This window comes from Phocaeicola sp. RTP21198st1_B8_RTP21198_201120 (genome assembly GCF_040929485.1).
GTDB lineage: Bacteria > Bacteroidota > Bacteroidia > Bacteroidales > Bacteroidaceae > Phocaeicola > Phocaeicola dorei.
In genome coordinates, this window is the sequence record NZ_JBCOCI010000019.1 from 46,140 (window position 1) to 65,609 (window position 19,470).

Sequence of the window (19,470 nt, forward strand, 5' to 3'; positions counted from 1 at the left end):
TTTCGTTTATTCTATCACTTTACGGAGCAATGCCTCCATCTCATTTTTGAAAATACCCGCTTCATGTACTTTCACACCGTCCACATAAAACGTGGGAACGTAATAATAGTCGTATTGGTCGGCTATATCAGGATGTTGGGTTTCTTCTATCATTTCTATTTCTATAGGTTGGAATTCAGGGTGTTCTTCTTTTAGTTCTTCAATATAGCGCAGTGCTTTTTTGCAGAACGGGCATCTTTCCTGATAAAATAATTTCACTGGTTTCATGTGGCTGTTTATTTTAGGTTTATATACTCTTAAAAAGGGTAGTGGCAAAGATAGGGAGAAAAAATGAGAATAAGAGCAGAATCGGTATTAATTGCTTCTCTCTTTATACCCGTTCAGCATCTATTTATTTTCTTCATTCCGGTAGGATATCAACAGGAAGTTACTCTCAATAATGCTCTCATACTCTCATTAGTGGTATAATTCGCTTATAATGAGTGTGCTATTGATGATGGTAACATAAATGAGTATGAGGGCATTGACCTCATACTCATTTCTTGAAAAATAAATTATTCCAACTTGACCACGTGGTATAAAGTACCTCTGATACTGGCTTTTTTGGGTACATTCAGTTTATGTAGAATACGTCCGAACCAATTTATTTTATTGACGGATAGCTTATCACGTGTGTTTTCTTGGAGATAATTGAAAATCTCCATGGCAGTCAGCCATTCTCCCTCTTCATCAGTGGTAGCAGAAGAAAAATTACAATGGAATAAATGTTCCAAAGGCGAAATTTGCTCAAATTCTCTGTTGCTTTGCCGCAAAACAGCCTCATCTTCATCATTCAGCCAGTAACGTTCCTGCTGATAAAGCAATGTCATGGCTTGTGCATAGAGCTGGCGGTAGTCTATGGTGACATGGGTATCAATGGGAGCGGTCACCTCGATACAGATAAAGCGACGGCTTCCCGTGGGGTCGGTGAGCAAATCCTTCTGATTGCTGGTGCCGATGAAGGAGGCATAGCGGCGTAATTCGCGTACGCTGGTTCCATAGGGCTTTCGCAGGTTGGCCACCGGTTTTTGTAACAGATGTTTCAGAAAACCTTGCTGGTTCATCGTAATCTGGTCGAATTCATCCAGGTTGATAAGGAAAAATCGTCCCAAGGCACGCTCCGCTTCCTGTTTGCTGCTGAAGTCCAGGCTGTCGGCATAGCCGAAACGCAGTTCGGGCGGCAGCAGGATGCGGCAGTAAGTGGATTTCCGGAATCCTTGTGAACCCACCAGCAAAGGCGAAGTACTGTTGCCATGCTGGCGGTCCATCCCCCTCCAATGCGCCACCATGCCCAGAAACCAACGGTAAAAGAGTTCTTCCCAATGCGGATTGCCACAGGGAACGAGCCGGGCAAGTGCGCGGATGCGGTCAGTACCGTCCCATCGGGGAAGGTCACACAAGTATTCTTCTACAGGATTGTAAAGAGGGACGAAATCGGAAGTGAGAAAGCGGTCGATATCGCGGTCCCACACTTGCAGTCCCTCTTTCAAAGCGTAAAGGGCGATGCTGTTTCGGGTACGTTTTTCCAAGGGTTTGAAATAGAAATGAACAGAGTCCCGCTGGCGGTATTCCACCTCGTCCAGTACGGTGTTGAAACGGAATTCGTACCGTCGTTTCAAAAATTCCTCCAGCCGGAAGGTGGCTTCCTGCTCTTTGTTGAGGCCACCTTTCTCGCCAAAGCCTTTCATCTCCCGATATCCGTTGCCGAAAGCCATGCGGATGGCTTCCGTGTTCGTTTCGTGGAAATACTGCATCAGTGTACGCCGCACGGCTTCTTCTTCGGGGATGCCTGCTTTGAAGCATTGTTCTACCAGATGGGGCAGCAAGGGCTCCAGTCCGTCATCACGTTTCCAGTTTTCCATTTCGGCCAATGCTCTTTTTCGTGCCGATTGGTACATCAGTGTCAAAGTCTGTAAACTTTCACATCCGGGCGTCATTCGTTCCAGTGCGGTTTCGCTGTTTTGTTTGCGTTGGCGGAAAGACTCTTCATCGGGCAGGGCAAGCGGTTGCTCTATGCAGAAGGGGACGGACGAAGGGTTATAGTAAGGTTGTTCATCCACGGTCATGCGGCAGCTTTGCATCAGGTCCGGTTCCTTCAGTGTGATGCCGAAAGGAAGCATGGGCTGGTAGCAGGTCACCGCCAGCCGATAGGCGTGAGCATGAAACAGGAGAGCCTCCTGTATGGTGGGCAGAGTGCCGTCGGGGCGTGCGAAGCGTACCCATATCTTTACGCTCCGTCCGCTTGAACCGCAGAAAGCGGCAAAGGTCTGTGGCAGTTGTGCTACTTGGCGTTTCACATATTCCACCTCATACAGGTCGGCCAGCCGGTTCACTTCCAGCTGCACTAGTCCGTTGTAATGTTTCATGCGTTTCTCGCCATTTTGCTTACGGGTATATTCTACAGCAGGATAGACACGCGGCAGTTTGTCGATATGGGCGTAGTGGGCGGACGATCCTGTCAGCCGGGGCAGTATTTCACGCAGTTCCGATATGTGTCCTGCTTTGTTCTCTGTCTTTATTTTCTCGAGGAATGCGTCCGAATCGCATAGTGACAAGGCTTCTGTCCCCTGTTCTTCATCTTTCCTGATGAGTGTAATTTTCATATTTGTCTTTCGTTTAAATGTTTTTTGGCTTTATGTACCTCCCATGGAAAAAGATGATGTTCTGTCGTGTGGAGAAGACCGCGTTTGGCGAGTGTCTATGTGTGCATATTTTTAGTAAAGGTAAGGTTTCTTTCCGGATTCTGCAAGTGCTTTCCGGATTAAATGCCGTTTTTTCTTTTTCCTTTCTTTCCTGTGTTTTTATTCTTAGTCTCAGTGCGTATTTCCCTGTTCCTTATTTGTTTTCTACCTTTTCTTTTCTTATTTTTGTATGTTTATAATTAGTTAGCCACCCTTGTGATTAAGTCTAGTCACAAGGGTGATTAAAGTTAACCACAAAGGTAGTTAAACTTAATCACGTCCGTGATTAACAGATATTGAAAGTTCATTAATAAAAGAAGAACAGTATGGCAATACTATTTGATTGGTACGAGAATCCCAAATCACCTGAGCAACAAGGGGAAGAGAATACGTTGCACCCGCGTCTCCGGCTGAACGGAAAGGTGAGCACGGCCCAGCTCCGTGCCCGTATTCAGAAACATTGTACGTTGACTGAAACGGATGTGGTAGCCGTGCTCGATGCGCTGTCACGTGCCATGGGCGAGGAGTTGGCGGAAGGCAAACAGGTGCATCTGGACGGCATCGGTTTCTTCCGTCCCAACCTGGTGAGTACCGGGCCGGTAACGGAAAAGACGAAACGTAAGAATACGAAGGTGAGGCTCAAGGGGATTGTTTACCGTCCCGATCAACTATTGATGGATGAGGTGGGAAAGGTAAAGGTGCAGCGTACCCGGTTCTCGTTTCATTCCAGTAAACTGACCGATGAGGAGATTGACGCATTGCTGACGGAGTACTTCACAACCTGTGATTTTGTGCAGCGGAAAAGTTTCCAGCTTCTTTGCGGTATGACACAAAGCACGGCCAGCCGCCATTTACGCCGCTTGTGCGAGGAAGGAAAGCTGAAAAATGTGGGACTTCCCAAACAACCGGTTTATAAGCCGATAAATGGGTATTATGTTGTGAATGAATGATTTAAAGTGAGAGAAGCAAGAAATTAGGAGTGAGGGCATGAGGGCAATGCTCTCACTTTTTAACATGCCCTCACTGTGGGTAGTGGTTTAATAATGAGTAGGTTATGGCTTTTAGTGAGGGCATGAGGGTATAAGTGGGTGCAACTTATTATAAAAAGTTGTTTTACCACCAGATTTGTTTACCATCAACGTATGTGAACGGACGTTCTTCTGTTTTCCGTGTGTGCAGAAATAGATAAAATAGTTGAAGTCCGTTACTAAAATAGGGAAATCCCTACCAACTAATAGGGATTTTCTTTGTTATGAACTGAAACCTCTGGCTATCTTTGCACTAGAAAAAGTAGATAGAATAACAAATAAAACAGGTACGAGTATGAAAAAGATTGTATTAACTTCGCTTATGATGGTGTGCTTGCCTTATTGGGCAATGTCACAAAGCGTTGATGACGACCTTTATTTCATCCCTAAGAAAAAAGCTGAAAAGAAAGAGGAGGTTAAGCAAGAGGTGAAAGTGGTGGTTCCGCAGAAGCAGAACACGACTACTGTTTACGCAGCCCCCGGTTCTACAGTGGTGGTGAAGGATGTGAAAGGAAAGGTTCGCGATGTGGATGAGTATAATCGTCGTTATACTTCACGTGATAATAATTTCTCGATGGAGAATGATACCTTGTATATTGAGGAGAAACCTTTGAATGAGAGAGGAGAATGGGTTAATGGTTTTGAGGGTTCTCAAGACGATTATGAATACGCGATGCGTATCGTCCGTTTCCGTAATCCCCGTTACGCCATTCCGGTAAGCAGTCCGCTCTATTGGGATGTAGTTTACGGTTTGCCTTCATGGGATTGGAATGTATATGATGACGGATTGTATGCATACGTCTTTCCCACTTACACGAACCGCTTATGGTGGGATTGGCGTTGGAATTATCCATATGGCGCCAGTTGGGGATTCAGTTGGGGATGGAGTTCGCCATGGTACTACAATAGTTGGTACTATCCCGGTTATTGGGGTGGCGGCTACTGGGGTGGCTATTGGGGCTACCATTATCACCATCACCATTATTATCCGCATTACTTCGGTCACGGTTGGGGTGGTGGCTACTGGGGAGGTAGTCATGGATGGTATGGCTCAAGCAGACGTAACCCGGGGATACATGCCGGAAGATATACCAATAGCTATAGTTCTTCACGCCCAAGCCGGAATAATTACGTGAATAGTTATGATAGGAATAGTCGTAATTCATACGTAGGAAATTCCAGACAAAATGTCCGTAATAGTGCTAATAGTTATCGTACCGCAACACGTAACGGTTCTTCATCAGGAAGAGTGGTTTCGGGATCTAACAGTGTAAATTCGGTTCGTCCTAATAGAAGTGCTATCAGAACCCGTACCGGAGAAACTCTTTCACCAAATCAGGCAGCAGGAGTTCGTCCGGGTAATTCGTATTCACGTCCGACAGAAGGAAGGGGTTCTTCCTATACCAGACCAAGCAGTACTCGGAGCAGTGTGGGAAATGCAGCAGGATCTGCTTATCAGAGAACAGGGGCTGCAAGTCGTGGCGCTTATCGTAACAATAGTGGCGTTTCGAATTCTCGTAGCAGTTCATACTCTCGTAGCAGTAGTCCTTCTCGTAATAGTTCGTCTAACTCTTACCGTAGTAGTGGAACTTCTTCTTCCCGTAGTAGTTTTTCTAGTGGCGGTGGTGCTTCTCGCAGTTCCGGTGGCGGTGTTTCCCGTTCAAGTGGTGGCGGCAGATCGCGTACCAGATAAGTGGTAGATTAAACTAGACAGTTGAATTTAATAGAATTGATGTATGAAAAATAAAGTAATAGTAACCGCTTGTGCGTTGTTGGCAATGACAACGGCAAGCGCACAAAATGCTTATGATGCGGAAAAGTTGCTGGGGAATGACTTGAATGGAACAGCACGATTTGTTGGTATGGGTGGTGCCATGGGAGCTTTGGGCGGTGATATATCTGTCATAAGCTCCAACCCTGCGGGTATCGGCATTTTTCGTAGTAATGACGTGTCTATTTCTTTTGGTTTTAATAATACTTCGACAAAGAGTAACTTTAGTGGTGTGTCAATGAATGAAAACAAAACGCGCGCTTCATTTGACCAGATTGGATTTGTTTATAGCAATAAGATAGGCAATAATACTTCTTTGCGTTTTGTGAATTTCGGATTCAATTACCATAAAAGTAAAAACTTCAATCGCCTTTTCTCTATGGGAGGGGCGTTGGATAATTTGTCACAAAGCTTCCAGCTGGCTCAGGAGATGGAACGATATGGATTGACGGAAAGCGAGTTTAATGACATACTGGATGTGAAGAATCCTTATACCAAATATTGGAATCAGTTACCTGTTTTAGGAGTAATGGGGGTGAGAACCGGTGTGGTTGACTGGGTTAATGATTCTGAAAAGAATATTCATGCTCCATGGGGGTGGAATGGTTTTAACAATAACTTCTTTAGTAAGGAAACAGGAGGTATCAGTCAATATGATTTTAATGTTTCATTCAATATTGAAGATAGGGTCTATTTAGGAGCTACCCTGGGGGTCTATGATGTGAATTATGATCGTTATACTTCTTATACGGAAAATTTGAATGATGATAACGGTGCGGATAATGGGGGGTATACATTGGATAATTATTATAGGCTGGAAGGGACTGGTATGGATTTAAAATTGGGTGTTATTATACGGCCTATAGAAAGTTCCCCTTTCCGTTTGGGATTTGCTGTGCACACGCCTACATGGTATGATTTAAGAGAAAGCTATAATGCCGCTTTATCTTCTAATATTTTAGCTTGTGAGGCACCCTATAACCAGACATTGAGTGATTTTCTGGTAACTCCGGAATATGATTATTTGACCTATGATTATAATCTTACCACTCCGTGGAAATTTAATATCAGCGCAGGTACTACTTTTGCGGGTGCAGTGGCAGTAGGTGCGGAATATGAATATCAGGATTATTCTTCCAGTAAGCTCAAGGATGTGGATGGTTATGAATTGGGAGATCAGCCCAGCGTTGAGAATTATTTGAAAGGTGTCCATACTTTCCGTATCGGAATGGAAACGAGGATTATACCTGAGTTTAGCATTCGTGCAGGATATAATTACTCTTCGGCTGCTTTTTCTAAAGATGCTTATAGTGCCTTGTCTTTATATAGCACGCGTACTGATTTTAATAATACGGAGTCTAAGAATACATTTACGTTTGGTCTTGGATACCGTGGCAGTGTAATTTATGCGGATTTGGCATATAAATATGATATGTATAAATCAAACTTTTATGCTTTTGATGATATAGATCTTCCGGCAACTAAAGTGGACAATGAACGGCATCAGTTGCTTTTGACTGTCGGTGCTCGTTTCTAAGAATTAATTGTGAGTCTAATATAATTAACTTGTGATATACCGGGAATGCTTTATTGCTTTCCGGTATATTTTTTGCTAATGTTTCATCCTGGTTTTCAAACAAAAGGGTTATCTTTGTAAAAAGAGGTTTTTATGGAACAGAAAGATAAATACATACGGTTTGATTGGGCAATCAAGCGTCTTTTACGCAACAAAGCCAATTTTGGTGTCCTAGAAGGTTTTCTTACCGTACTTTTGGGTGAGAAGATTCAAATCATGGAAATCCTTGAGAGCGAAGGTAACCAGCAACGGGAGGATGATAAGTTCAACCGGGTAGATATTAGAGCCCGTAATAGCAAGGATGAAATAATACTAGTGGAAGTGCAGAATACGCGGGAGTTATATTATCTTGAACGAATACTTTATGGAGTGGCAAAAGCAATAACCGAACATATAGATTTAGGTGGAATTTATGCAAATGTCAAGAAAGTGTATTCTATCAGTATTCTTTATTTTGATATTGGCCAAGGAAATGATTACCTCTACCATGGTCAGAATACATTCCTCGGTGTCCATACTGGTGACTGTTTGAAAGTAACCACTAAAGAACAAGGGGCTATTATCCGCAAATTGCCTGCCGAAATATTTCCTGAATATTTTCTTATTCGTGTGAATGAGTTTAATAAAGTGGCGGTTACTCCTTTGGAAGAATGGATAGAATATCTTAAGACTGGAACTATCCGTCCGGATACAACGACTCCCGGATTGGAGGAGGCGAGACAGAAACTTATTTATTATAATATGAATAAGGCTGATAAACTGGCTTATGATCGGCATCTGGATGCATTGATGATACAAAATGATGTATTGAGTACCGCTAAATTAGAAGGATTAGAGGAAGGTCGTGTAGAAGGACGTGAGGAAGGTATCATGGTAGGTCGCCAAGAAGAAAAAATAGCTACAGCCCGTAACTTGAAATCTTTGAATATTCCTATTGCTGTTATTGTTCAAGCTACAGGCTTGTCTATAGATGAAATAGATAGACTTTAATGAATGAAGGTATGTCAGGATTCTGTTGTGTAATCACGGATTCTGTCATTTTGAGTCATGGTGAGGGATCTTGTGAGAACAAATGGATGTGATTGGATTCTTCATCTCTCTTTTTTCACTTTCCGTTTTTGTCATCCTCCTCCTATTTATCACGGAACTCTTTCTTTTTCCAAAAGTTGAATCCTGCATATATACGGACAGTTCCGAAAGTATTAGTGAGGGAGAAGTCCTTTTTTCGATAGTCGTATGTATGCATCACCAACGAAGCTCCTATAAAATATTTGTTGGTGTTATAGACCACGGCAGCACGTGTTATCAGGTCAAAATTGATATCCTTTATCCAATGATTGTCAGTATTAGGTGTATCGTCTATTTTTGATTTTTTATAGGCAATGGCCGGTAAGAGTGAAAGATTGGAAACCCAGTTTTTTGCAAATACCCAGTTATAGCCATAACCCACGTTGATGCTGTAATCAGAATATTTCACTTTCTTGAAAAGTAAAGCATCATGTAGTTGGACTCTCACTTCACCGGGAAGCTTTTCGTAATCAAAAGATATGTTGTGCTGGGAATAAGAAAAGCCCGCCATCAGGGAACCCGCGCTTTTACGCTGGTTGGTGGACTGGCTATAGGCTGCCGGATAAGAGAATTTTTTATAATTGAAAATCCAATAGGCGTTCAGTCCTTTGATTTTACTTTGCAATCCGTTGAAATTCAAATTTTTAATGGGAGTATTCAGATCAAAACCGCTGGAAGAACGTATCTTGAAATCGCTTCCTGTCTTTCTGTAATATAAATCCACACCAAATTTGGAACTATAAAGATTCAGTGCCATTTCGGTTTTCTTTGCCTTGTTTTTATGTCCGCCGAAAATATCTTTTACATCGAAAGAATATCCTAGAAATATCCAGCGCCATCCGAAATAGACTCCCAGCTTGAAACTGGCATTGGGGGAGAATCCCAAACTTTGTTCGCCGTTGTTTCCTTTACTACCTAACCGATAGTATTCGTACCAACTGCTGGATTCCAGCATGAAAGCCAGATTGTAAAGGTTGGGCGAGATATAGGTAGTGTCAATCGCATTGAATTCTTTTCCTACTTTCCTTATTTTTCTTCCGGTATGGCGGACAGTCGTTGCTATTCCGTCAGTCAATGTAATGAGAACACCCTTGTTGTCCTGTACTGTCGAGTCTTTCTTTTCCGCTTGTGCATATACATTAAAGGCAGAAAGAAAAGACAGACAGAGCAGGCATAATTTACGGATGTCCATAGGCGGAAATCAGAGTTTATTAAGTATACGGTCCATTACCCAGTTGGTGGGTGTCGCACTGATGCCGTCGCAGGTACAGACAGCTTTTCCCTGCAGGTGTTCTACTACGGCTTTTATGAGCGGAAGTTGTACATGAGGGGGATTTTCGGGAAGAAATTCCTCGCGTCCTCTTTCAGTATGTAGGGCGATGGGATCGTAAGTGAAAACGGAAAAACAGATCATCCCCTTGTCTCCGATGATTTCTATACGGTCTTCCTTGGCCGATTCATGGGCGACAAAACACCATGATCCTGATCCCGGCAGACCGGAATCAAATTTGAAGCAGGCACTTATCGTATCTTCTGCCGGATATAACCCGCCACGGTTGCTCTTGTATCCTTGGGCTTCGAGAATGCAGCCGAACATATCTTGTAATAAATCCAGCTGGTGAGGAGCCAGATCATAGAAATAACCGCCGCCGGCAATATCAGGTTGTACACGCCAGGGCAGGTTGGTGCTGTTGTAATCCAAATCACGGGGAGGCTGGGCGAAACGTATCTGTATATTGATGACATTACCTATTTCACCATCCTCTACCATTTGGCGTACTTTTTGGAAATAGGGAAGATAACGTCTGTAGTAAGCGACGAAACAAGGGATACCAGTTTCTTGTGATATGCGGTTGATGCGTGCGCAGTCCTCATAGCTGGCTGCCATTGGTTTTTCAATATACACGGGCTTTCCTGCCTTCATAGCCATAATGGCGAAAGTGGCATGAGAGGAAGGGGGAGTGGCTATATAAATAGCATTGACATCTTCATCTCCTATTAACTGCTGCGGATCGGAGTACCAGCGGGGAATGTTGTGTCTTTTGGCGTATGATTGAGCTTTTTCTTTGTCACGGCTCATTACAGCCACTACCTCTGAACCTTCGATCAGGGCAAAGGCTGGTCCGCTTTTCTTCTCGGTCACTTCTCCGCAACCGATGAAGCCCCATTTTACTTTGTCTAATTTAACCATGGTAATAACTTTTTTGTCATTCCGCTTAAAATAATAACAATTTATATTGCAAAGATAGGACTATTTTGCAATTTCAGCCGGATAAAAATCAGTTATTGTAATATTTCTTGCGCAACAGTTTGAATGCAGGAGTCTTGACGTAATCATTTAACCAGGAATTCAGGCTGTCAAGCAATATTGGAGAATGTTTGCTTACTCCCCATGAATAGAATTGTGAGAAGCTGATGGCTGTTTCTATATCCAATTGTGGAAAATCATTGATGGAAGCTTTGGCAATGCTCTCGTCGCATACGGCATAGTCTATGTCACCATGTGCTACCATGGCCAGTAATTGTTCTTGTCCGTATTTCTCCACTTCTTTGATATAGATGGTATCACCTATTTCGTTACTTAAATTATGTATGCGCAGAATGGCAGGTGAGTTTTTGACTAGATGAAGGGTCTTGCGGGCTAGTTCCAACTGGCTGTGAATGTACAGACTATCGTTTTCTTTTTCGGGTTTACGCTGTACCAGTACTTGTTTGTTCAGTATAATGGGGCGGGTAAACAACAGGGAGTCTTTGTATTCTGTGGTAACTACCGTGCTGTTGGCCAATATATCGTATGTTCCTTTTTGTACGCCTTCCAGTCTTTTGGAAAAGCTCATTTCGGGAGTGATTTCCGGTTTCAGTCCTTTGCTGTGTGCAAAAGCATGGAGCAGTTCGTAGTGGAAACCGGAAACGGTGTCGCCGTCGGCATAAAAACTGATTGAGTTGTACTCGGTAACGGCACGCAGGATTCCCGATGCCGCTATTTCTGCATAATCGCGGGGCAGACTGGTTTCAGCCTCCGTTTTCTTTTTGAAGAAGATGGAGGATAGGGTTGCTGCAAGGATACCCATCAGAACGTATTTCAGATATTTTTTCATATAGACCGTCAATCAAAGAAATTCCATGAAAGGCCGAACTTTATCATTCGCGGATTGATTGGGTAGTGTGGCGCCAGGAAGTAATTGGATTTTCCCGAACCGGCATTGACATGATACATCATAATAAAGAAGCGGGTACGTTTTAAATGCAGGTTGGCATAGACGTTGACTATCGGAAAAGCTCCTATCTCGATTTTGTCATCAGGATTCTGGTTATAGAATTGTCCGATGACGGGGGAGTAGTCTGGCGCGTAATATTTACTGAAATAACGCACATCTGCTCCCATTTCTATCTGGAGTACTTTTTTGGCGAGACCGAATTTCATGTACAAGTTGCCGTAAGCCGACAATTCCGGTAAGGGTAGAATGTCTTGCTCACTTGATTTTTGATAGGCTACTTCACCGTCGAGATGAAAAATTCCTACTTTTAATTTTTGTTGCAACATTGCAGTGAATATTTGTATGTTGCCGGAGTGTTGTCTTACGGCTGCATTGTTCTTGAAACCGGTGACATTTCCTTCACTGTCTTTTACCGGTATGCTGGTATTGGCCAGATAAGTGTAATTCTTTATATTTTCCACTCCGGCACGCAGCTGGGTTCCCCATCTGTCCAGACTTAGTTTTCCTTCCAGGCGGGTTCTCATTATTTTGGATAAATCGTTGTTGTCCCACCAGTAATGTTTGGACTGGAAATGCCTGAAATAGAATACGGGGTTCTGGTTCTTGATGAATGCATTTACATCCAGTCTCACCGTATCTCCGAATAAACGGAGATTCAGATCCCCTCTGCCTTCTACGCTGAATTGTCCTGCGTCTTCACCGGCTATGGCTAATTCTCCTAGGATATTGTAATGTAATAGTTTTCCTTGTTTTTTGGATAGTTCGCCGCCAATGGAGAGTGAACTTTCCTTATAGTTGTTGATAATGCGTTGTCCCGGTATGTTTGTTGTGTCGGTCAAGGCGAAGTTTCGGTATTCATAACTTAAAAAGGCGGTAAGTCCGGCTTTTGCCCATTTGTTGAATCCTTCTTGTAAAGCAATGCCAATGGTGTTTTTGATGGATGTACGCTTCGTCTTGTCTATAGAGTCGGTCCCCAGATAGTTATGTTCAAAATACTTCTGATTCTGTGCGTCATCGTATGAGATGTATTTGCGATTGTTCAAGTCTACTTGTAGTGTATGTATGAAGCTTGTGACAGGAACAAATACCTGCGTTATTTTTACAGAGTCCGTATCCACACTGTCCTGTTTTTCTTTATAGAACCCTAGGTTGTAACGATGTGTCAGGAAGGCATGGTAGCTGGTGTTGTGATTCCATATCTGACTCAGTCGGGTTGGGATTTCGTTGGCGGAATATTCTTTTTTGCCTTCTGCCATATCCAGCGGGTTGGTGATATACCGGTCGTCCGTGATACCTCCGTTTTCTGCCATCTTCAAGTTATCGTTGTTGAATATGAAATGCATGTCATATTTATCTCCCCGGTAGCTGGAGAACAGGCCACCGTTGAAGAAGGCTGTGGACTGATCTTGATAAAGCCCCCGGCCATACAGGTAATCTATGTAGAATCCGAACCCTAGCCTTTTGTTTGCATTGATGGCAAAATAGGATTTGAAACGTTCTTCTCCGTCACGGCTGCCTCCTCCTTTGTAATAGGTCAGGTTTGTGAATGGAGAAAGTGTATTGGTGAATATGACATCTTCCGGACGTTGTACGCAAAAGTCGTATGGGTCGGTGAAAAAGTATTGGCTGGGGTCCCGACGGTCAAAAAAGATGCGTGAGAGGCGGGGGGATCCCAAATTTCCCAGGTAATTGTATTGTCCGGTATAGCCGCCCATGTCATTTGAGTTTTGGAAAGCGTGCTGCAAGGTATCTACGGGGATATAAGTGACATTGCCAAAACGACTGTCCACTTTCCATGAGTACAGTCCGATGGGGATTGTGCTGGCATCTACTACGGCTGTCGTGTCTATGGGGTTTCCGTTACGGTCATATTGATCTCTGTTCAGTCCGCTTGCTGAGGAACCGAACTGGTTGTTCAGGGTATTCATTGTCCGCTGTGCCATCAAGGAAGTATGGAAGCACAGGAATAATAAAAAAATAATAGAGAATATTCTTTTCATAACGGCGGCAAAGATACAATATAAAAATAAAAGGAAGAGCTTTTCCGCTATGGAAAGTTCTTCCTTTTATTATTCGTTTAGAGTTATTTTAACTTACTGAGGTTTAATAATCTCCATTCCGATTCGGATGGCTTCTTCATTCATCGGTATCAGATGATGGTGACGTTCGGGTAATGTTTTGCGTAAAGCTTTTATTACACTTTCAATGGATACTACGGGACGTAGTTTTAGCAAACCTCCTAAGACAATCATGTTGAAGGTCTTTGCCATTCCTTTTTCGTTGGCGGCATCCATTGCGTCAATACGATAGATTTGTATGTCCCTACGTGTCGGAGGCTCGATGATTCCGTATCCGTCATAAATGAGAATACCACCTGGTTTAATTTTGCCTTCAAACTTTTCCAATGAGGGTTGGTTCAGTATGATGGCTGTGTCATATTGGCTGAGAATGGGTGAAGAGATGCGTTCATCACTGACAATCACCGTTACGTTAGCGGTTCCTCCCCGTTGTTCGGGACCGTATGCCGGCATCCAGGTTACTTCCTTGTCTTCCATCAGTCCGGAATAGGCAAGTATCTTACCCATGGATAGCACACCCTGACCGCCGAATCCTGCTATAATGATTTCCTGTTTCATGGTTTCTGTCTTTTTATTCTTTATTTTTCAAATCACCCAGCGGATAGAAAGGGAACATGTGTTCCACCATCCAGTCATTGGATGCTTGCGGAGTCATTTTCCAACCGGAATTACAAGTCGATACAATTTCCACCAAATTAGAACCTTTGCCATTCATTGAATTTTCAAATGCCTTGCGGATAGCCTTTTTGGCTTTGCGGATGGCGGGAACTGTATGTACGGACTGGCGGGTAACGTAGGCGGTGCCTTCCAAAGTGGCGGCAATTTCTGTCATTTTCAGCGGATAGCCGTGAATGGCTACATCACGACCATAGGGGCAGGTGGCTGTTTTCATGCCAACCAGAGTGGTAGGAGCCATTTGCCCACCGGTCATTCCATAAATGGCATTGTTGATAAAGATGATAGTAATGTTTTCACCACGATTTAAAGCATGGATAGTTTCGGCAGTACCGATACATGCCAAGTCACCATCTCCTTGGTAGGTAAATACCAGACGTCCGGGCCATAAACGCTTAATGGCGGTAGCTACGGCTGGTGCGCGTCCGTGGGCGGCTTCTTGCCAATCGATGTCTAGATAATTGTATGCAAATACGGCACATCCTACTGGTGACACACCGATTGTCTTATCTTCCATGCCCATTTCTTCAATAACTTCGGCTATTAACTTGTGAACCACACCGTGGCTGCATCCGGGGCAATAATGCATCGGATTGTCATTCATCAGTGTCGGTTTCTTATAAACCAGGTTTTCGGGTTTTATGATTTCTTCTTTTGTCATAGTTTCTCCTCCTATTGTTTATAACATGAACCGCATAAAGAATTCCACCAGCTTGAGAAAAATAGCTGCTGCACAGACATAGATGAATACTTTGAAGTCACTTGCCACGAAGTAAGTGATGACAGCTGCTAATGCCAGTGCCATGAAAAGTATGTTCAATATATTTCTGATCAGATCGATATTCATACGGTCTTATTTTATTAGTTTCTCTTTCAGTGCAGTGATTACTTCATCCGGATCGGGGACAATACCACCCAGACGTCCGAAGTGTTCTACAGGCACTTTGCATTTTACAGCCAGACGGACATCTTCTACCATTTGTCCGGCGTTCAATTCTACAGTGAGGATACCTTTTACCTGTGCGGCGCGTGCTGCAATAGCTTTCGACGGGAACGGCCATAGGGTAATAGGACGGAGCAAACCAACTTTGATGCCTTCTTCCCGAGCCATTTCCATTGCCTTTTGGGCAATGCGGGCGCAAGAGCCGAAAGCTACGATCAAATATTCTGCATCTTCGCAGTGAAGTTCTTCGAAGCGTACTTCATTCTCTTCTATTTCTGCATATTTTTTCTGAAGATGAATATTGCGCTTTTCCATTTCGGCGGGATCGAGTTCTAATGAGGTAATGATGTTGGGGGTACGGTGGTGGGTTCTGCCGGTAGTGGCCCACGGACAACGGGCAATGACTTCTTCATCTGTCAGGCGTGTGCGCTGTTCGGGTAATACTACTTTTTCCATCATCTGCCCGATAACGCCATCTGCCAGAATAATGGCGGGATTGCGGTATTTGAAAGCCAAATCAAAAGCTATACCTACGAAATCTGCCATTTCCTGTACTGATGCAGGTGCCAGGGCTATGAGACGATAGTCTCCGTGACCGCCACCTTTCACTGTTTGGAAATAGTCGGCCTGACTAGGTTGGATGGTTCCTAATCCGGGACCTCCGCGCATGACATTGACAATCAGGCAGGGGAGTTCGGCACCGGCAATGTACGAGATGCCTTCCTGCTTTAAACTAACGCCGGGACTGGAGGATGAGGTCATTACCATTTTACCGCTTGCTGCACCGCCATATACCATGTTGATTGCTGCGACTTCACTTTCTGCCTGTAACACCACCATACCGGTAGTTTCCCAAGGTTTCTCTTCGGCCAGCGTTTCCAATATTTCCGATTGGGGAGTGATGGGATAGCCAAAGTAACCGTCTACTCCGATACGGATGGCGGCGTGGGCTATGGCTTCATTTCCCTTCATTAAAACGACTTCTTCTGCCATATTTGTTACATTTATTGTTGTTTTACTTTATACACAGTAATGCATCCGTCCGGACAGACTGTGGCACATGATGCGCAACCATTGCAGGTATCCTCTAATACCTGGTGGGCGAATGTGTATCCTTTTTTATTCACTTGTTTGGCATTGAGCGCGATTACATGTAGCGGACATGCCACTACACATAGATTGCAACCTTTGCAACGCTCTGTGTCTACTACAATAGCACCTTTAATCTTTGCCATGGGTTAGTTATTATTGATTATACATGTCTTTGTTATAGAAATTCAGAATATTCATAATCATGTCACGGGCGGAAACGGCGGGACTTTCCGGATTACGCTCGATGGCTTCCAAATAATTGTTCAAAGCTTGTTGCCAGTTTCCCATTTTGCGGTAGGCGTTACCCAGTAAGTAATAGGGTTCATCGTTGACGTGCGCATCGTTTCGGATGAAATTAGTTAGCGCATGAATAGCTCTCTCCGTATCACCCTGTTCGATAAGTGTCTTTATGTCCTGTAATTCTTCCGTCATAAGGCATGATTGTCTCATTGTTGTTTACAAAGATACTCTTTATTTGTTATGAAAGGGAAGATTGGAGCAGAAAAAACGACTTTCTTGCTAAAAACATTTAAAAAAAGGAGAGAAAGATAGGGAAAAAATGGAAGAATGATTTCTTCTAATGGTTTGATTATTATAGAAATGGTTTCAAGTGAAACGGTTGATAGAGGAACGGTGTTATTTATTCTTAAAGGGGGGATATGTTTGAATTGTATTTGTCATGATATTTTTGGGGGGAAGTATATGGTAAATCGTTTGTATGTTTTTTAGGGGGAGTTGTCAGGTTATCTCCCCCCCTAAATATTTTATGTATTATCGTATAGAATTAACTGTCACGGCATAAATATATAGAAGAAAAGATTATTTTATTACTTCACCTACATACATATTATATGCCTTCTGGCCGTTGTTACTGGGGTTCATCTTTTTTGCTTCCTCACCGGTAACTGTCTGTTTCATCAGTTTCTTACAGTTTACTATCAACCACGGCTCACTACTACCTTGCTTGTAGAACGAAATTTTATAATTGTCGCTTTGATCCATTAGCATATTGCCCATTGATTTGGATTGGTCAATTATGCAGAATGCTACTTCTTTGCCGAATAACTGACCGAAACCTCCCCAACATTCTTTACCAATTTCGAATTGTTCATCGTTTCCGGCAGTAATTGTCATACGTGAAGATGCCTTGATTTGGTCATCTATGCTTTGTTCTTTGCTAGGAGTTGCATTATTAGCTACTTTTATTTCGGTATTACCCTCAGAACCACCGATGATAGCCGGTTGGGCAGGGGGAGTTACCGGAGTGGCGGTAATGATTGTGGTTGTATTTGATATCGGAGTGGCTGTTACACCCGAAGTAGGAGCAACTGCAATTTGTGAGTTGTTCAAGACTTTGTTGCCCAATGTATCTTGGATGGATTTGAACAGTGTGTCTTTCAAGTCAATTGTTTCTCTTCTGAATTTGCCGCAGATGGGAGCCAGTTTGGTTTTCGATTTGTTTAAAGCCATATCGTCTACAATCCATTCCTCTGCGCTGTATTTTTCTCCTCCGTCACGAGCTTCATCATACCAATAGCGGATACGGGTCATTTCGATATCACATTTTCCGTTTCCGCAGGTGATAAACATCTGATAATAAATTCTGGTTCTGTCCAATGACAATGCAGAGGATGAGAATACCAGATATTCTTCGCCACCTGCTGCAATGGTTCCTTCATCTTCATTGGTGTAAAGAACACGTGCATTGAACTTGCCTTCGGGCTTGAAACGTTCTGTAGCCCATTTCAGCATTGTCTCATATAGCTGGTCTTTCGTTAAAGACGGTGCCTGTATTTCTGTTTTGAAAGAAACTTTACCGTCATCCAAAGTTATTGCTCCCGCCAGATATTTGGGATCTGTCTGTGCCATAGCGATGAATGGCAGGCATAAGAGCATTAAAAAAAGAATTTTCTTCATAGTAATATATCTTATTTTATATTTTAATCTAAGCAAAGATAGGAATAAAAAAAAAGAGAAGCTATAAAGCCTCTCTTTTTTTACTTTTATTATTATTGCGTGAATTTTACTTTACAGGTATCTTTTCAATGCGTTTTTGGTGACGTCCGCCTTCAAAGCCGCTGTTAAAGAATTCATCTAATATTTTTTCAGCCATTTCATGGTCTATGAATCGTCCTGGCATTACCAGAACATTGGCATCATTGTGTTGACGTGACAAATGGGCTATCTCGGGAATCCAGCATAGTGCCGCACGGATACCCTGATGTTTGTTCAATGTCATGCTGATCCCTTCACCGCTTCCACAAATAGCTACTCCGGGTCCGCATTCTCCGGCTTCTATAGCCAGTGCAAGCGGATGGGCGTAATCTGCATAGTCACAGCTTTCTGTACTGTATGTACCGAAATCTTTGCATGGATAACCTTTTTCAGTCAACCATGTTTTTACAAACTCTTTCAGTTCAAATCCTGCATGATCGGATGCCAGTCCTACTTTTTTCATGCCAGCATTTCTTTTACTTGATTATACACGTTCTGTGCGGTAAAGCCCAGCTTTTCATCCAATACTTTGTAAGGAGCGGAGAATCCGAATGATTCCAGACCGAATACTTTACCGTTGGCACCTACCAAACCTTCAAGGTTTACAGGAAGACCGGCAGTCAGACCGAATACTTTAGCCTCTGTGGGAATGACACTGTTTTGGTATTCCTTGCTTTGGCTGCGGAACAATCCCTCAGAAGGAGCGGATACGATACGTATTTTTATGCCATCCTTGCGGAGAAGTTCTGCACCTGCTTCCAAAGTGGAAACTTCGGAACCTGAAGCGACTAGGATTATATCCGGATTTTCGTCGGAACCTGCAACAATATAAGCGCCTTTTGCAGCCTGTGAGTAGTCGTTTCCTGCAGGCAGATTCGCGATATTCTGGCGGGAGAAGATTAGTGCGGTGGGGGTGCTGGTATTTTCCATGGCCAATTTCCACGCTACAGTGGTCTCTTCCGCATCTGCCGGACGGAGTACCAACATAGAATTGTGCCCTTTGTGGTTTTTCAGTTTTTCCATCAGGCGGATTTGTGCTTCTTGTTCTACCGGTTCGTGAGTAGGACCGTCTTCACCTACACGGAATGCGTCGTGTGTCCAGATGAACTTGACGGGAAGTTCCATCAAGGCAGCCATACGTACGGCGGGTTTCATATAGTCTGAGAATACGAAGAAAGTAGCACATGCAGCAATCACGCCTCCGTGAAGTGCCATACCTAGGCAGCAGCAAGCCATGGTTAATTCGGAAACACCTGCTTGCAGAAACGCGCCGGTGAAGTCATCTTTAGTGAATGCATGTGTTTTC

At 43.4% G+C, this 19,470-nt stretch carries 19 protein-coding genes; 4 read left to right on the plus strand and 15 right to left on the minus strand.

All coding sequences use genetic code 11. The annotated features are described in order from the left end of the window. Positions 1 to 6 precede the first annotated feature (6 nt). Both AB5935_RS09805 and AB5935_RS09810 read right to left on the minus strand, forming a co-directional pair. Complete coding sequence (locus AB5935_RS09805; protein ID WP_007837142.1) at positions 7 to 267, minus strand: thioredoxin family protein; 261 nt, start codon at positions 265 to 267, stop codon at positions 7 to 9. A gap of 287 nt (positions 268 to 554) precedes the next feature. Next, positions 555 to 2,642 (minus strand): BT4734/BF3469 family protein, encoded by a 2,088-nt coding sequence (locus AB5935_RS09810; RefSeq protein WP_038608933.1) that lies wholly within the window; start codon positions 2,640 to 2,642, stop codon positions 555 to 557. Positions 2,643 to 3,046: 404 nt separating this feature from the next. Between AB5935_RS09810 and AB5935_RS09815 the strand changes: the two genes are divergently transcribed. From AB5935_RS09815 to AB5935_RS09830, 4 genes are all read left to right on the plus strand, one after another. Further along, a complete protein-coding gene (locus AB5935_RS09815) occupies positions 3,047 to 3,670 on the plus strand; it encodes an HU family DNA-binding protein (protein ID WP_038605998.1) in 624 nt (207 codons plus the stop codon). A gap of 373 nt (positions 3,671 to 4,043) precedes the next feature. Beyond that, complete coding sequence (locus tag AB5935_RS09820; protein WP_038606001.1) at positions 4,044 to 5,441, plus strand: hypothetical protein; 1,398 nt, start codon at positions 4,044 to 4,046, stop codon at positions 5,439 to 5,441. 43 nt (positions 5,442 to 5,484) lie between these two features. Further along, on the plus strand, positions 5,485 to 7,056 hold the full coding sequence (locus AB5935_RS09825; RefSeq protein WP_007845439.1) for a hypothetical protein: 1,572 nt from the start codon (positions 5,485 to 5,487) through the stop codon (positions 7,054 to 7,056). A gap of 132 nt (positions 7,057 to 7,188) precedes the next feature. Next, entirely contained in the window at positions 7,189 to 8,085 is an 897-nt protein-coding gene (locus tag AB5935_RS09830) for an Rpn family recombination-promoting nuclease/putative transposase (protein ID WP_008652829.1), read from the plus strand. Between the two features lie 142 nt (positions 8,086 to 8,227). On the opposite strand, the gene AB5935_RS09835 is transcribed toward AB5935_RS09830, so the two are convergent. From AB5935_RS09835 to AB5935_RS09895, 13 genes are all read right to left on the minus strand, one after another. Beyond that, complete coding sequence (locus tag AB5935_RS09835; RefSeq protein WP_007837158.1) at positions 8,228 to 9,355, minus strand: DUF4421 domain-containing protein; 1,128 nt, start codon at positions 9,353 to 9,355, stop codon at positions 8,228 to 8,230. Between the two features lie 9 nt (positions 9,356 to 9,364). After that, the gene (locus AB5935_RS09840; RefSeq protein ID WP_007837159.1) at positions 9,365 to 10,354 is read right to left on the minus strand and encodes a Gfo/Idh/MocA family protein; all 990 of its coding nucleotides are present in this window, start codon (positions 10,352 to 10,354) and stop codon (positions 9,365 to 9,367) included. 88 nt (positions 10,355 to 10,442) lie between these two features. After that, entirely contained in the window at positions 10,443 to 11,261 is an 819-nt protein-coding gene (locus AB5935_RS09845; RefSeq protein WP_007837160.1) for a transporter substrate-binding domain-containing protein, read from the minus strand. Between the two features lie 8 nt (positions 11,262 to 11,269). Next, positions 11,270 to 13,381, minus strand: coding sequence for a putative porin (locus AB5935_RS09850; RefSeq protein ID WP_007842433.1), 2,112 nt, complete (start codon positions 13,379 to 13,381; stop codon positions 11,270 to 11,272). 93 nt (positions 13,382 to 13,474) lie between these two features. Next, a complete protein-coding gene (locus AB5935_RS09855) occupies positions 13,475 to 14,017 on the minus strand; it encodes a 2-oxoacid:acceptor oxidoreductase family protein (RefSeq protein WP_007837174.1) in 543 nt (180 codons plus the stop codon). Positions 14,018 to 14,030: 13 nt separating this feature from the next. After that, positions 14,031 to 14,795: a thiamine pyrophosphate-dependent enzyme gene (locus AB5935_RS09860; protein ID WP_007837176.1), complete on the minus strand. Its 765-nt coding sequence runs from the start codon at positions 14,793 to 14,795 to the stop codon at positions 14,031 to 14,033. An 18-nt stretch (positions 14,796 to 14,813) separates the two neighbouring features. Next, entirely contained in the window at positions 14,814 to 14,981 is a 168-nt protein-coding gene (locus AB5935_RS09865) for a hypothetical protein (RefSeq protein ID WP_007837178.1), read from the minus strand. Between the two features lie 6 nt (positions 14,982 to 14,987). Continuing rightward, positions 14,988 to 16,070 carry a 3-methyl-2-oxobutanoate dehydrogenase subunit VorB gene (locus AB5935_RS09870; protein ID WP_007837179.1) on the minus strand — a complete coding sequence of 361 codons (1,083 nt, stop codon included), beginning with the start codon at positions 16,068 to 16,070 and terminating at the stop codon, positions 14,988 to 14,990. Positions 16,071 to 16,081: 11 nt separating this feature from the next. Further along, entirely contained in the window at positions 16,082 to 16,312 is a 231-nt protein-coding gene (locus AB5935_RS09875; protein WP_005846178.1) for an indolepyruvate ferredoxin oxidoreductase subunit alpha, read from the minus strand. Positions 16,313 to 16,322: 10 nt separating this feature from the next. Next, positions 16,323 to 16,619 carry a tetratricopeptide repeat protein gene (locus AB5935_RS09880; RefSeq protein WP_007842434.1) on the minus strand — a complete coding sequence of 99 codons (297 nt, stop codon included), beginning with the start codon at positions 16,617 to 16,619 and terminating at the stop codon, positions 16,323 to 16,325. A 369-nt stretch (positions 16,620 to 16,988) separates the two neighbouring features. Further along, a complete protein-coding gene (locus AB5935_RS09885) occupies positions 16,989 to 18,086 on the minus strand; it encodes a DUF4468 domain-containing protein (RefSeq protein ID WP_022185785.1) in 1,098 nt (365 codons plus the stop codon). Positions 18,087 to 18,192: 106 nt separating this feature from the next. Then, positions 18,193 to 18,627 carry a ribose 5-phosphate isomerase B gene (rpiB, locus tag AB5935_RS09890; RefSeq protein ID WP_007837184.1) on the minus strand — a complete coding sequence of 145 codons (435 nt, stop codon included), beginning with the start codon at positions 18,625 to 18,627 and terminating at the stop codon, positions 18,193 to 18,195. Next, the coding region (locus AB5935_RS09895; RefSeq protein ID WP_368327414.1) for a transketolase-like TK C-terminal-containing protein at positions 18,624 to 19,470 on the minus strand (847 nt) is incomplete at its 5' end. The genes AB5935_RS09895 and rpiB, both read right to left, overlap by 4 nt.